We start from the raw sequence: 12,659 nt of genomic DNA, 5'->3' as shown, positions 1-12,659 counted from the left end.
CATACGCTCGATTGTGGTACGCCGGAAGGCCGGTCCGGGTTCCACCGCGATCGCGACGGAACCCGGTTTGCGGCATCAGAAGCCGATATGCGCGCCTGCCGACACGACCACGGCGCTCGCATCGCGCAGATAGCCGTTGGTCAGGATCGGCGTCTGCACCGCCGTGCCGGCATAGGCCGCGGTCGTGCGGTCGATCGTCGCGTCCTTGAAATCGACGTAGTTCGCGGCGAGGTCGATGCCGAACTTCGGCGTCAGCTGGAAGGTGCCGCCGGCACCGTAGTTCCAGCGGTTCGCGTCGGGCACGCGCGCGTCGCGCAGCCCGTTCTGGGTCGGCGTCGTGGCATGCTGGACGCCCGCGCGCAGCGTCAGCCGCGGCGACAGCGCATAATCGATGCCGCCGGCAAGGCTGTAGCTGTCGCGATAGTTTTCCGGCAGCGCAGCGTTGAGCGGTGCGCCGAGGCGGATCGCGTCGAACTTGCTCCAGTTGTAGCGGACCGCCTGGCCGTTCAGCGTCAGCGCCTGCGTCGCCCGGATGCGGGCGCCGACGATCACCTGCGCCGGCGTGTAGAACGATGCCTCGACGTCGTTGACGGTGCGGTTCTGCCCGGCGAGCGGCCCGACGAGGCCCTCGACGAGCAGGTCGCCCTTCAGCGTGTGCTCGATCCGCGACTTGTAGCTGACGCCGACGGTCGCCCAGTCGTTGTGCATCTGCATGCCCGCGGTCCAGCCGAGATCCCAGCCGTCGCCCTCGAGGCGCTGGCGCCCGTCGGCCGTGCTGGTCAGGTTGGGGAGCGCGTTGCCGAGGCTCGCGTAGACATGCTCGACGTTGGCGCCGCCGCCGACGCGCAGCCAGTCGGTCAGCGCGACCGCGATCGACGGCTGGATGTCGATCGTCTGCAGCTTGGTGCGGGTGGCGCTGTAGCGCGTCCAGCTGGTCGAATCGTAATCGGTGGTGAAGCTGTAGGGCGAGGTCACGGCGAGCCCGAGCGCGACCGGGCCGAACGGCACCGCCACCGCGCCGGAGGGCAGCAGCCCCTTGTCGATCGGGTTGCGCGCGACCTGATCGCCGCCGACCGCCGCGAAGCGCGACGGCGCGTTGCAGGCGACGCCCGCCGGCCGGCAGATGACGGTGCCGTTGTTCACCACCTTGCCGCGCGGAATGATGCCCGAGGCGTTGATCGCGGCCTCGCCGTTCTCCATGCCTGCGATCGCGGCGGGGTTCCACCACAGCGACTGCGGACCGGTGTCGGCGACCTCGCCGGAAAAGGCGCGCCCGGCACCGCGTGCCGACTGCTCCTGGAGGTAGAAGGCCTGGGCGTGCGCGACGGTGGCGAAGCCGAACGCGCCGAGCGCCGCGGTCGCGAACAGGGGGGCTTTGATACGCAGGGACATGGAGAGCATTCCTATAAGCTTACTGGCAGAGTGGTGGGACGGGATCAGCGGATGCGGGTCCAGGTCTGCGTCTTGCAGAGCGGGACGAAGACGCAGCCGCGGACCTTGAGCGTATTGGCGTCGATCGGCGTGACCTTCGCCTTGTAGGTCTTGCCGTCGTCGGGGTTGTAGATCTGGCCGCCGGTCCAGGCATCGCCATCGGCGGTGAAGCCGCTGATGAGCATCAGGCCGCGGAGCGGACGGTTGCGCTGTGCGGCATTCTGGTTGTTGCCGTCCTTCAGGTCGGGCTGCTGCCGGAGCAGGTCGGACGTGACCAGGCGGCCGCAGATCGACGGGCCGCAGCGCTGGATCTCGACGACGCCGTTCTTTGTTTCGGTCTTCCACCGGCCGACAGCGGTATCGGCGGCGGGTGCGGGGGCGGCGGCGAGCAGGGCGCCGACGAGAATCAGGGACATGGACATTCTCCTCTCCATAAGGCCCGCGACCGGCCGCGGGCGTCGGATGAACCGGTGGAAGCGCGCGCCGTATCCGTACGGTCGCGATGGGCTGTCATGGTCGCGCCCGGTCACCTGTAAGATAACGTTCGGGCGAATGCGATGCCGTATACGGCAATCAGCGGCCCGACTAGCGCGACGGGGCGTCGTGTCAAGCGTCGGGCAGCATTGGCGATAACGCGCGGGCGCCGCGACGGTGCCGGCGGCGACCGCCCGCCGGCGTCAGCGGTTCCGTCACCCCGAACCGGATCCGGAGTGACGGGACGGGTCAGTTGCGCAGCGGCTTGCCGGTGGTCAGCATCTGCTGGACGCGCGCCTGGGTGCGGGGATCCTTCACCGCCTCGAGGAACGCCGCGCGTTCGAGGGCCAGCAGGTCCTCCTCCTGCACGACGTCGATCAGGTCGGCATCGCCGCCGGTGAGGACGTTGGCGAGGCGGGCGGAGACGACCGCGTCATAGTCGGTAGCCATGCCCTTGCGCCGGAACCCCTCGACGATCCCGGCGATGCCGACGCGGCCGCTTTCGCCGGGCAGGCGGAAGGTCGGCCGCTCGGGCGCGACATAGCCCTCGACCAGCGACAGCGCCTTCGCCTTGGCATCGGCGAGCAGCCGGTCGCGGTTCATCGTGATGCCGTCGGACGCGCGCAGGAACATCATCTCCTTCGCCAGCGCCGCCGACTTCGACACCTGCGCGGTCGAGATCGTCTCGAACGCCTTGGCGACGGCGGGCATCGGCCCGCGTGGCATCATCGGCGCCTTCGCGATGCGATCGAGCAGCTCGCCGTTGCCGCCCCAGCCGGGGAGCAGGCCGACACCGCATTCGACGAGGCCGATATAGCTTTCGGCATGCGCCTGTACCGCGTCGGAATGGAGCAGCACCTCGCATCCGCCGCCCAGCGCCATGCCGGCGGGCGCCGATACGACGGGGAAGGGGGCGTATTTCAGCGCCTTCAATGCCTGCTGTCCGCCGGCGACCAGCTTCTCGATCTCGCCCCACATTCCTGCGGCGACGGCGAACATCGCCATGCCGAGATTGGCGCCGGCCGAAAAGTTCGACCCCTCGTTATAGATCACCAGCGCCTTGAAGCGATCCTGCACCAGCGGGATGGCCTGCTGGATCAGGCCCATGATCTCGCCGTCGAGCGCGTTCATCTTGGTGGTGAACTCTAGCGCGGCAACCCCGTCGCCGATGTCCCAAAGCGCCGCCGAGGCGTTGCGCAGCAGCGGTTCGGCGCGCAGTTTGACGTCCTCGAGCAGCAGCACGCCGTCGCTGCGCACGACGTCGGCATAGTCGCCGGCGCGGGTGAGGAACTGGCGCCTGCCGTCGACGACGCGATAGAAACTGCGATCGCCCGCGGTGTCGAGGATGGCGGGCACGCCGCGCCCCTCATCACGCAGGCGGGCGGCGAAGGCGGCGGCGCCGATCCGGTCGATCAGTTCGAACGGGCCGTATTTCCAGTTGTAGCCGAGCGTCATCGCGTCATCGATCGCGACGATATCGTCCGCCGCTTCACCGACCAGCGCCGCCGCATAGGACAGCGTCTTGCCGAGCACCTCCCACGCATAGTCGCCGACCTTGCCCGGCGTCGCGATCAGTGCGGACAGATCCTTTTCCGCCTTGGGCGGCAACGCGGCGGGCTTGATCCCTTCGCGATAGTTCCCGGTGGCGAGGTCGAGCGCGAGCTTGGTCTTCGTCGCCTTGTCGAAGCGGTAGAAGCCGCCCTTGCCCTTGCGGCCGGTGAAACCTTCCGCGATCATCCGGTCGACCAGCGGCATCGGCCGCACCGTGTCGAAATAGGCATCGCCCTGCGGCAGCGTCGACGACAGACTCTTCGAGAGGAGCGGCATCAGATCGACGCCGACGAGGTCGACGAGGCCGAAGATGCCCGTCTTGGGCACACCCATCGGCCGACCGCCGATCTGGTCGGCTTCCTCGACCGTCAGCCCCTGGTCCATCGCCGCGTTGATCGCGACCGCCAGCCAGTAGGTGCCGATGCGGTTGGCGATGAAGCCCGGCGTGTCCTTCGCGCGGACGATCCGCTTGCCCATGAAGCGATCGATGAAATCCTCGACCCGCCCGGCGACCGCGGCGTCGCCGTGGTCGCCGGGCACGATCTCGACCAGCCGCATGTAGCGCGGCGGATTGAAGAAATGGGTGATGAGGAAGTCGGCCCTGAACTGCTCCGATCGCCCCTCGACCAGATGGCCGAGCGGGATGGTCGAGGTGTTCGACGACACCGCGGTCCCGGGGCGCTTGCGCGTTTCCAGCTTCGCGTACAGCGCCTGCTTGATGTCGAGCCGCTCGACGATCGCCTCGACGATCCAATCGCATTCCGCAACACGGTCGAGGTGGTCGTCGATATTGCCCGTCTCGACCAGCTTCGCCGCCGCGGCCGACATGAACGGCGCGGGATCGGTCTTGAGCATCTTCGCCAGCGCGCCCTTGGCGACCGCGTCACGATCGTCTCCGTCGCTCGCCGGAATGTCGAGCAGCAGTACGGGCACGCCGGCATTGGCGACCTGTGCGGCGATGCCGGCGCCCATCACGCCGGCGCCGATCACGCAGACCTTCCTGATCGAATCGGCCATCATGCGCGCTCCAGCACCGTGGCGATGCCCTGGCCGCCGCCGATGCACTGCGTCGCCAGCGCGTAGCGGCCGCCCTCGCGCTCCAGCAGCGCCGCCGCCTTGCCGACGATGCGCGCGCCGGTCGCGCCGAGCGGATGGCCGATCGCGATCGCGCCGCCGTCGAGATTGATCGTTTCCGGTTTCAGGCCGAGGTCGCGGATACAGGCGATCGCTTGGCTGGCGAAGGCCTCGTTGATCTCGACCACGTCGAGGTCGGCGACGGTCACGCCGGCGCGATCGAGCGCCTTGCGGGACGCGCTGATCGGGCCGAGGCCCATCGTCTCGGGCTCGATCCCCGACACCGCGACCGCCTTGATCCGCGCGAGGATCCTGAGGCCGTGCTGCCGCGCGAAATCCTCCGAAGTGACGAGCACCGCCGACGCACCATCGGTCAGCGGCGACGACGTGCCGGCGGTCACCGATCCGTCGAGGCTGAACGCGGGCTTCAGCGCGCCGAGCGCCTCGACCGTCGTATCGGGACGGATCGTGCCGTCCTCGCCGACGGTGCCGGCCTTCGTCGCGATCGGCACGATCTCGTCGGCCAGACGACCGTCGGTACGCGCCGCCGCGGCCTTGCGCTGGCTTTCAACCGCGAAGGCGTCCTGCTCGCCGCGGGTGATCTGATATTTGGTCGCGACGTTCTCGGCCGTATCGCCCATGCCCATGTAGGCGCCCGGGTTCGCCTTCGCGAGCGCGGGATTGGGCAGGGGGTTGTAGCCGCCCATCGGAATGCGGCTCATCGATTCGAGCCCGGCGCAGATGAACGCCTCGCCCGCGCCGATCTGGATCTGGCCCATCGCGATATGGATCGCGCTCATCGACGATCCGCAGAAGCGGTTGACCGTCATCCCGCCGACCGACAGCGGCAGGTCGGCGAGCAGGCCGATCAGCCGCGCGACGTTGAGGCCCTGCTCGCCTTCCGGAAAGGCGCAGCCGAGGATGATGTCCTCGATTCGGGCGGCATCGACGCCGGTGCGCTCGATGAGGCCCCGGATCGTCTGGGCGGCAAGATCGTCGGGACGGACGCGCGCGAGCGCGCCCTTGCCGGCAAGGTGGAAGGGCGAGCGCGCATAACCGGCGATGACGGCGTTGGTCATGAAATCCTCTCAGTGCCGGCATCCGGCCTTGCGGTATGCCGTATTGGTGCGATAGCTTCCCTTTACGTCAAGTGGTACGGGCGGACAATATGCTCGATAGCGGGAATGAGAGGATGCACGGATGAGCGACATCGGAAGCCGGGACGCCGCTGCGCCGGCCACCCTGCCGCTGGCGGTCAGGCACGGCGTGCCGCTCGAGGCCCGGCCGCGGCTGCTCGGCGACATGCTCGACCGGTCGGTGGCACGGTTCCCGGATCGCGCGGCGATCGACTTCATGGGCAAGGTCACCCGCTGGGGCGAACTGGGCGCGGCGGTCGATCGGGCCGCGGCGGCGTTGCAGGCGCTCGGCGTCGTCAAGGGCACGCGCGTCGCGCTCTGCCTGCCCAACACGCCATATTACCCGATCCTGTTCTACGCGACGCTGAAGGCGGGCGGGATCGTCGTCAACGTCAACCCGCTCTACGTCGAGCGCGAGCTGACCCACCTGATCGAGGATTCGGGCGCGGAGGTCATCGCGACCTGCGACATCGCCGAGATCCAGGCGCGCGTGCTGAAGGTGGCAAGCGTTACGGGGATGCGCCACGTCATCAGCTGCCCGATCGCCGATGCGCTGCCGCCGCTCAAGAAGTTCGGCTATAAACTGGTCAAGCGCAAGGAAATCGGCCGGGCGGCCACGGACGGGCGCCACCTCTCGTTCGCCGGCTTCATGGCGCGCGGCGGCACGCCCGCGCCGGTCGCGGTCGATCCGGACGAGGTCGCGGTGCTGCAATATACCGGCGGCACCACCGGCGTGCCCAAGGCGGCGATGCTGAGCCACGCCAACATCGTCGCGAACACCGACGCGATGCTGGTCCACGTCGGCGGCGAAAGCGCCGATCAGGACCGCGTCCTCGGCGTCCTGCCGCTGTTTCACGTCTTCGCGCTGACCAACGTCCTGACCTTCGCGACGCTGGTGGGGGCGGAGATGATCCTGCTGCCGCGGTTCGAGCTGAAGCAGCTGCTCGCCACGCTTAAGCGCACCCGGCCGACCTATTTCCCGGCGGTGCCGACGATCTACAACGTGCTCGCCAACGTGGGCGAGGGCGAGCGCCCCGACCTGTCGTCGGTGAAGGTCTGCATCTCGGGCGGCGCGCCGCTGCCGCAGGAGGTGCGCCACGCGTTCGAGGCGAACACCGGCGCGAAGCTGGTCGAGGGCTATGGCCTGTCGGAAGCGTCGCCGATCATCACCTGCAACCCGTTCGAGGGGCTGAACAAGGAAGGGTCGGCGGGGCTTCCCTTCCCCGGCACGACGATCGAGATCCGCGATCGCGACGATCCGGCGCGGATCGTGGCGGCGGGCGAGAAGGGCGAGATCTGCGCGCGCGGGCCGCAGGTGATGTCGGGCTATTGGCGCAACCCGGCGGCGACCGCGGCGGTCTTCGCCGACGGTGCGCTGCGCACCGGCGATGTCGGCTATCTCGATGCCGATGGCTATCTGTTCATCGTCGACCGGATCAAGGACATGATCCTGTGCGGCGGCTACAACGTCTATCCACGCGTGATCGAGGAAGCGCTGTACGAGCATCCCGCGGTCGTCGAGGCGGTCGTGATCGGCGTCGCCGACGCGCACCGCGGCCAGGCGCCCAAGGCGTTCGTCGTCGTCAACGATCCCGCCGTCACCGGCGCGGCACTGCGCGATTTCCTGCGCGACAAGATCAGCAAGATCGAGCTTCCCCGCGAGGTCGAAATCCGCGACACTCTGCCCAAGACGCTGATCGGCAAGCTTTCCAAAAAGGAACTGGTGGCCGAGGAAGAGGCGAAGGCGGCGCGTTAGTCGCCCGGGGGAGACGATGCGCGACAAGGGGGACGACAGGGGCGATCTGAAGGGGATCCAGGCGGTGGCGATGATGCTCGGCATCACGCCGCGGACGCTGCGCTTCTACGAGGACAAGGGCCTGATCGAGCCGTGCCGGATCGGCACGACCCGCGTCTATCGCCGGCGCGAGATCGCGCGGATGCAGCTGATCCTGCGCGGCAAGCGGCTGGGATTCTCGCTGACCGACATCGCCGAGTTCCTCGACCTGTACGACGCCGACCCGCAGCACCTCGAACAGATGCGCGCCCTGGCCGAACGGGTGCGGATGCGGATCGACGAGCTGGAACAGCAACGCGACGCGCTCGACCAGACGCTCGCCGATCTCGCCAAGCTGGAGGGCGAGGCGCTGGCGCGGGTCCACGCCCACGAGCCGGCCCGCGTGGCGGGGTGAGGCGGTTGCGTCGATTGTCGCGCGCCGCCGCGCCGGCGAAGGCCGGTGACGGACCGCGGTCGGCACGGTAGGACGGCATCATGCCCGATCTCCGCGAAACCGACACCGTGCTGAACCCCAAATACGATGCCGCCGGCCTCATCACCGCGGTGGTGACGACGCGCGACGGTGCGCTGTTGATGGTCGCGCACATGAATGCCGACGCGCTCGCCGCAACGCAGGCGAGCGGCGAGGCGACCTTCTGGTCGCGCAGCCGCGGGCGGCTGTGGACGAAGGGCGAGACGTCGGGCAACGTGCTGCGCGTCGTCGAACTCAGGATCGATTGCGATCAGGATGCGCTGTGGGTGATCGCCGATCCGGCGGGACCGGCGTGTCACACCGGCGCGACCAGCTGCTTCTATCGCCGGGTCGAGGGCGAGCGGCTGGTCCCGCTCGAATGAGGCGCACGCTCGCGCTTGCGCTGTCGCTCGCCGGATGCGGTTCGCAGCCCGATGGCGCGGTCGACACGCCGGGTGCGCGGCTGGAGGCGGCGGCGGACCGCGCGGGATTGGTCGTCGATCCGGCGAAGGTCAGTCTGGTCGGATCCTGGGCGCTGGACACCGACCGCGTCTGCGTGGTGCCGGAAGGCCGCGACACCTACCGGATCGGCGCGATGATCGATTATGGCGAGGGGCAGGGCTGCGCTGCGTCGGGGACGGCGCGCCGGCAGGGCGACCGCGTCGCGGTGACGTTCGGCGCCTGCCGGTTCGACGCCGCGTTCGAGGGCACGCGGATCGTCTTTCCCGCCGAATTGCCGGCGGCCTGCGACCGGTTGTGCACGGCGCGTGCCTCGCTCGCCGCGCTTTCGGTCGAACGGCTGAGCGGATCGCGATCGGAGGCGGAAACGCTGCGCACGCCGTCGGGCAAACGCCTGTGCAGCACGGGGGAATAGATTGACGTTGACGTAAACGTGATGTAGCGCCCCGGTCATGGCCGCGTCACCCGCTTATGCCCTGATCGAGCATCGCCACGATCGCGAGCATTTCACCATTTCCGACCTGTCGGACGAGTTCGGCGTCACCGCGCGCGCGCTGCGCTTCTACGAGGACGAGGGGCTGATCGCCCCCGAGCGGCGCGGGACGCAGCGCATCTATTCGCATCGCGATCGCGCGCGGCTGGCGTGGATCCTGCGCGGCAAGCGCGTCGGCTTCTCGCTGGGCGAGATCCGCGAGATGATCGACCTCTACGACCTCGGCGACAATCGCCGGGTGCAGCGGCAGGTGTCGATCGATCGCTGCCGCGCGCGGATCGCGCTGCTGGAGCGGCAGAAGCAGGACATCGACGCCGCCATCGCCGAACTCAACGCCTTCGTGACGGTCGTCGAGGCCGTCCATACGCAAGACACACACGCATAATCTTTAAGGGATACCCGGATGCCCCAGTATACGCCCCCCGTCCGCGATACGCGCTTCATCCTCGAGCATGTCGTCGGCTTGCAGAACTACAGCAACCTGCCCGGGTTCGACGCCGCCACGCCCGATGTGGTCGAGGCGGTGCTGGAAGAGGGCGGCCGCTTCGTCGCCGAGGTGCTGTTCCCGATCAACCAGTCGGGCGATCAGGAAGGCTGCACCCGGCACGAGGACGGCAGCGTCACCACCCCCGCCGGGTTCAAGGAAGCCTATGCCCGCTATGTCGAGAGCGGCTGGGCGACGCTGGGCAACGCGCCCGAATATGGCGGGCAGGGGATGCCGCACGTCGTCTCGATCGCCTTCCAGGAATATATGATCTCGTCGAACATGGCGTTCGCCATGTATCCCGGCCTGACCCACGGCGCGATCGCCGCGCTGGTCGCCAAGGGCAGCCCCGAGCAGCAGGCGATGTACGTCCCCAAGATGGTGTCGGGCGAATGGGGCGGCACGATGAACCTGACGGAGCCGCAGTGCGGCACCGACCTGGGCCTGATCCGCACGAAGGCGGAGCCGCAGGCCGACGGATCGTATGCCATCACCGGGACCAAGATCTTCATCTCGGCGGGCGAGCACGATCTGACCGACAACATCATCCACCTCGTGCTGGCGAAGACGCCTGGCGCGCCGGACAGTTCGAAGGGCATCTCGCTGTTCGTGGTGCCAAAGGTGCTGGTCAACGACGACGGGTCGCTCGGCGCGCGCAATGCGGTGACCTGCGGCTCGATCGAGCACAAGATGGGCATCCACGCCAATTCGACCTGCGTCATGAACTATGACGGCGCGACCGGCTGGCTGGTCGGCGAGGAAATGAAGGGCCTCGCGGCGATGTTCATCATGATGAACGCCGCGCGGCTCGGCGTCGGCCTGCAGGGGCTGGGCATCGCCGAGGTCGCCTATCAGAATGCCGTGCAATATGCCGAGGACCGGCGCCAGGGCCGGGCGCTGACCGGCGCGAAGGAACCGGGGGAGAAGGCCGACACGCTGTTCGTGCACCCCGACATCCGCCGCATGCTGATGGAGGGCAAGGCGTGGACCGAGGGGCTGCGCGCGCTGTGCCTGTGGGGCGCGCTCCAGGTCGACCTCGAGCATCACGGCGCGACCGAGGAGGAGCGCGAGATGGCGGGGGACCTGATCGGGTTGCTGACCCCGGTCATCAAGGGCGTCGGCACCGACAAGGGCTATGAGATCGCGACCAACGCGCAGCAGGTCTATGGCGGCCACGGCTACATCGCCGAATGGGGCATGGAGCAATATGTCCGCGATGCCCGGATTGCGATGATCTATGAAGGCACCAACGGCGTGCAGGCGATGGATCTGGTCGGCCGCAAGCTCGCCACCAAGGGTGGCCGTGCGGTGCAGGCGCTGTTCCGCATCGTCGGCGAGGAAACCGCTGCAGCCGAGGGTGTCGAGGCGACCGCGGTAATCGCGGGCGCGCTCAGGAAGGCGCTCGGCGAGCTCCAGGCGGCGACGATGTGGTTCATGGCGAACGGCATGAAGAACCCCGAGAACGTCGGCGCCGGTGCGGTTCCCTACATGCACCTGATGGGCATCGTCGCGACCGGGCTGATGTGGCTGCGGATGGCCAGGGCGGCGGCCGAGCTGAAGGCGGCGGGCGAGGGCGATGCCGCCTTCCTCGATGCCAAGCTGGTCACCGCACGCTTCTTCGCCGAACGGATCGTGCCGGATGCAGGCGCATTGCGCCGCAAGATCGAAGGCGGCGCCGACACGCTGATGGCGTTGCCGCCGGAGATGTTCCGCGCGGCGTGAGGCCGGCCGGGGGCGGCGCGGCGGACGAAGGGGTATTGCCGCCCCCGTCCGCCGCGCCGCCGTGCGCTTGACCTGCGTCAAGCATGTTTACGGCCGCTCCGGGAACTTGCTGCACCGCAAACGGTTCGCCGCGCCATGACCGACAACAACGCCGCCAACACCGCCAGCAGATACCCGCTGCTCGCCTTCCCGCACATCCAGCTTCATGGCGTCGTCGACGACATGATGTATGCGCGCTTCAAGACGCAGCTGGCCGACGCGCCGCGCGAGGGACCGCTGGTGGTATCGATCACGACGCTGGGCGGCGATCCCGAAATGGGTCGCGCGATGGGCGCGGATATCCGGTTGCTGCGCGACTATACGGGGCGCGAGATGCTGTTCCTCGGCAAGGTCGCCGTCTATTCCGCGGGCGCGACCTTCATGTCGGCGTTTCCGGTCGAGAAGCGTTTCCTCACCCGCGGTACGCGGCTGATGCTGCACGAGCGGTCGATGTCGAGCACGATCCAGCTGTCGGGCCCGCTTACGACGCTGCCGGCGGTGCTGCGCGCGAAGCTGCACGAGATCGAGGAATCGGTGAAGATCCAGGAGGAGGGGTTCCGCGACATCGTGCGCGGTTCGGGCGTCACCTTCGAGGAGTTGCAGAGCAAGGCGCCGTCCAACTGGTATCTGGAGGCGGAGGAGGCACGGGATCGCGGCATCGTTCTTGATGTGATCTGATCGCGCGCCTATCTCTCGGGGGTTGCGCCGCGCCCCCGAAAGGCATAGCCGCAACGCAGCATTCATAGGAGCGTAGCGGCGATGGCCGAGTTTACCCTGCCCAAGAACAGCAAGGTCAAGGCGAAGGGCAAGGTTCACAAAGCCTCCGCGGACGCCAAACGCGTCAAGGCGTTCAAGGTCTATCGCTACGACCCCGACACCGCGGAAAATCCGCGCTACGACACGTTCGAGATCGATCTCGACGATTGCGGCCCGATGGTGCTCGATGCGCTTATCAAGATGAAGGCGGAACAGGACAGTTCGCTGACCTTTCGCCGCTCGTGCCGCGAGGGCATCTGCGGGTCGTGCTCGATGAACATCGACGGGCGCAACGGCCTCGCCTGCACCACCGCGATCGAGGACGTGAAGGGCGAGGTGAAGATCACGCCGCTGCCCGCGATGGACGTCATCAAGGATCTCGTCCCCGACTTCACGCACTTCTACGCGCAGTACAGCTCGATCAAGCCGTGGATCCAGACGGTCAGTCCGCCGCCGTCGGGCAAGGAGCGGCTCCAGTCGCCCGAGGATCGTGCCAAGCTGGACGGCCTCTACGAGTGCATCCTGTGCGCGTGCTGCTCGACGTCGTGCCCGAGCTATTGGTGGAACGCCGACAAGTTCCTGGGGCCGGCGATCCTGTTGCAGGCCTATCGCTGGCTGGCCGACAGCCGCGACGAGATGACCGGCGACCGGCTCGACCAGCTGGAGGACCCGTTCCGCCTGTACCGCTGCCACACGATCATGAACTGCGCGAATACCTGTCCCAAGGGGTTGAACCCCGCCAAGGCGATCGCCGAGGTCAAGAAGATGGAAGCCGAACGCATCCTGTAAGCGGA

12 protein-coding genes are annotated in these 12,659 nt (G+C 68.1%); 8 read left to right on the top strand and 4 right to left on the bottom strand.

Going from position 1 to position 12,659, the window contains the following annotated elements; all coding sequences use genetic code 11:
- Nucleotides 1-75: 75 nt before the first annotated feature.
- The 4 genes from LPN01_RS01600 to LPN01_RS01585 form a co-directional block, all read right to left on the bottom strand.
- Nucleotides 76-1,392, bottom strand: a complete 1,317-nt coding sequence (locus LPN01_RS01600) for an OmpP1/FadL family transporter (RefSeq protein WP_262826603.1) — start codon at nucleotides 1,390-1,392, stop codon at nucleotides 76-78.
- A gap of 44 nt (nucleotides 1,393-1,436) precedes the next feature.
- Entirely contained in the window at nucleotides 1,437-1,847 is a 411-nt protein-coding gene (locus tag LPN01_RS01595; RefSeq protein ID WP_262826602.1) for a DUF2147 domain-containing protein, read from the bottom strand.
- A 307-nt stretch (nucleotides 1,848-2,154) separates the two neighbouring features.
- A complete protein-coding gene (locus LPN01_RS01590; protein ID WP_262827043.1) occupies nucleotides 2,155-4,473 on the bottom strand; it encodes a 3-hydroxyacyl-CoA dehydrogenase/enoyl-CoA hydratase family protein in 2,319 nt (772 codons plus the stop codon).
- Nucleotides 4,473-5,609 carry a thiolase family protein gene (locus tag LPN01_RS01585; protein WP_262826601.1) on the bottom strand — a complete coding sequence of 379 codons (1,137 nt, stop codon included), beginning with the start codon at nucleotides 5,607-5,609 and terminating at the stop codon, nucleotides 4,473-4,475. The genes LPN01_RS01590 and LPN01_RS01585 overlap by 1 nt, the downstream gene beginning before the upstream one ends.
- Before the next feature lie 121 nt (nucleotides 5,610-5,730).
- Between LPN01_RS01585 and LPN01_RS01580 the strand changes: the two genes are divergently transcribed.
- The 8 genes from LPN01_RS01580 to LPN01_RS01545 all read left to right on the top strand — a co-directional run bounded on the left by LPN01_RS01580 (nucleotide 5,731) and on the right by LPN01_RS01545 (nucleotide 12,654).
- On the top strand, nucleotides 5,731-7,422 hold the full coding sequence (locus LPN01_RS01580) for a long-chain-fatty-acid--CoA ligase (RefSeq protein ID WP_410482773.1): 1,692 nt from the start codon (nucleotides 5,731-5,733) through the stop codon (nucleotides 7,420-7,422).
- A gap of 16 nt (nucleotides 7,423-7,438) precedes the next feature.
- Nucleotides 7,439-7,855, top strand: coding sequence for a MerR family transcriptional regulator (locus tag LPN01_RS01575; RefSeq protein ID WP_262826600.1), 417 nt, complete (start codon nucleotides 7,439-7,441; stop codon nucleotides 7,853-7,855).
- A gap of 80 nt (nucleotides 7,856-7,935) precedes the next feature.
- Nucleotides 7,936-8,295, top strand: a complete 360-nt coding sequence (gene hisI, locus LPN01_RS01570; protein ID WP_262826599.1) for a phosphoribosyl-AMP cyclohydrolase — start codon at nucleotides 7,936-7,938, stop codon at nucleotides 8,293-8,295.
- Entirely contained in the window at nucleotides 8,292-8,786 is a 495-nt protein-coding gene (locus LPN01_RS01565; protein ID WP_262826598.1) for a hypothetical protein, read from the top strand. Before hisI ends, LPN01_RS01565 begins: the two co-directional genes overlap by 4 nt.
- A gap of 37 nt (nucleotides 8,787-8,823) precedes the next feature.
- Nucleotides 8,824-9,249 (top strand): MerR family transcriptional regulator, encoded by a 426-nt coding sequence (locus tag LPN01_RS01560; RefSeq protein WP_262826597.1) that lies wholly within the window; start codon nucleotides 8,824-8,826, stop codon nucleotides 9,247-9,249.
- Between the two features lie 18 nt (nucleotides 9,250-9,267).
- Nucleotides 9,268-11,070: an acyl-CoA dehydrogenase C-terminal domain-containing protein gene (locus LPN01_RS01555; protein WP_262826596.1), complete on the top strand. Its 1,803-nt coding sequence runs from the start codon at nucleotides 9,268-9,270 to the stop codon at nucleotides 11,068-11,070.
- A gap of 135 nt (nucleotides 11,071-11,205) precedes the next feature.
- Complete coding sequence (locus tag LPN01_RS01550; protein WP_262826595.1) at nucleotides 11,206-11,787, top strand: ClpP family protease; 582 nt, start codon at nucleotides 11,206-11,208, stop codon at nucleotides 11,785-11,787.
- An 81-nt stretch (nucleotides 11,788-11,868) separates the two neighbouring features.
- The gene (locus LPN01_RS01545) at nucleotides 11,869-12,654 is read left to right on the top strand and encodes a succinate dehydrogenase iron-sulfur subunit (RefSeq protein WP_262826594.1); all 786 of its coding nucleotides are present in this window, start codon (nucleotides 11,869-11,871) and stop codon (nucleotides 12,652-12,654) included.
- The last annotated feature ends 5 nt before the right edge of the window (nucleotides 12,655-12,659 follow it).

The organism is Sphingomonas sp. A2-49 (assembly GCF_025548555.1).
Lineage (GTDB): Bacteria > Pseudomonadota > Alphaproteobacteria > Sphingomonadales > Sphingomonadaceae > Sphingomonas.
Note: the sequence above shows the minus strand (reverse complement) of the source record. Positions and strands in the feature narration are given on the sequence as shown.

Bases quoted from the DNA above. Each gene is read 5' to 3' on its own strand.
- LPN01_RS01560 (WP_262826597.1), top strand. From the start codon at position 8,824: ATGGCCGCGTCACCCGCTTATGCCCTGATCGAGCATCGCCACGATCGC.
- LPN01_RS01595 (WP_262826602.1), bottom strand. From the start codon at position 1,847: ATGTCCCTGATTCTCGTCGGCGCCCTGCTCGCCGCCGCCCCCGCACCC.
- LPN01_RS01565 (WP_262826598.1), top strand. From the start codon at position 8,292: ATGAGGCGCACGCTCGCGCTTGCGCTGTCGCTCGCCGGATGCGGTTCG.
- LPN01_RS01550 (WP_262826595.1), top strand. From the start codon at position 11,206: ATGACCGACAACAACGCCGCCAACACCGCCAGCAGATACCCGCTGCTC.
- LPN01_RS01555 (WP_262826596.1), top strand. From the start codon at position 9,268: ATGCCCCAGTATACGCCCCCCGTCCGCGATACGCGCTTCATCCTCGAG.
- LPN01_RS01545 (WP_262826594.1), top strand. From the start codon at position 11,869: ATGGCCGAGTTTACCCTGCCCAAGAACAGCAAGGTCAAGGCGAAGGGC.
- LPN01_RS01580 (WP_410482773.1), top strand. From the start codon at position 5,731: ATGAGCGACATCGGAAGCCGGGACGCCGCTGCGCCGGCCACCCTGCCG.
- LPN01_RS01590 (WP_262827043.1), bottom strand. From the start codon at position 4,473: ATGGCCGATTCGATCAGGAAGGTCTGCGTGATCGGCGCCGGCGTGATG.
- LPN01_RS01585 (WP_262826601.1), bottom strand. From the start codon at position 5,609: ATGACCAACGCCGTCATCGCCGGTTATGCGCGCTCGCCCTTCCACCTT.
- LPN01_RS01575 (WP_262826600.1), top strand. From the start codon at position 7,439: ATGCGCGACAAGGGGGACGACAGGGGCGATCTGAAGGGGATCCAGGCG.
- LPN01_RS01600 (WP_262826603.1), bottom strand. From the start codon at position 1,392: ATGTCCCTGCGTATCAAAGCCCCCCTGTTCGCGACCGCGGCGCTCGGC.
- hisI (WP_262826599.1), top strand. From the start codon at position 7,936: ATGCCCGATCTCCGCGAAACCGACACCGTGCTGAACCCCAAATACGAT.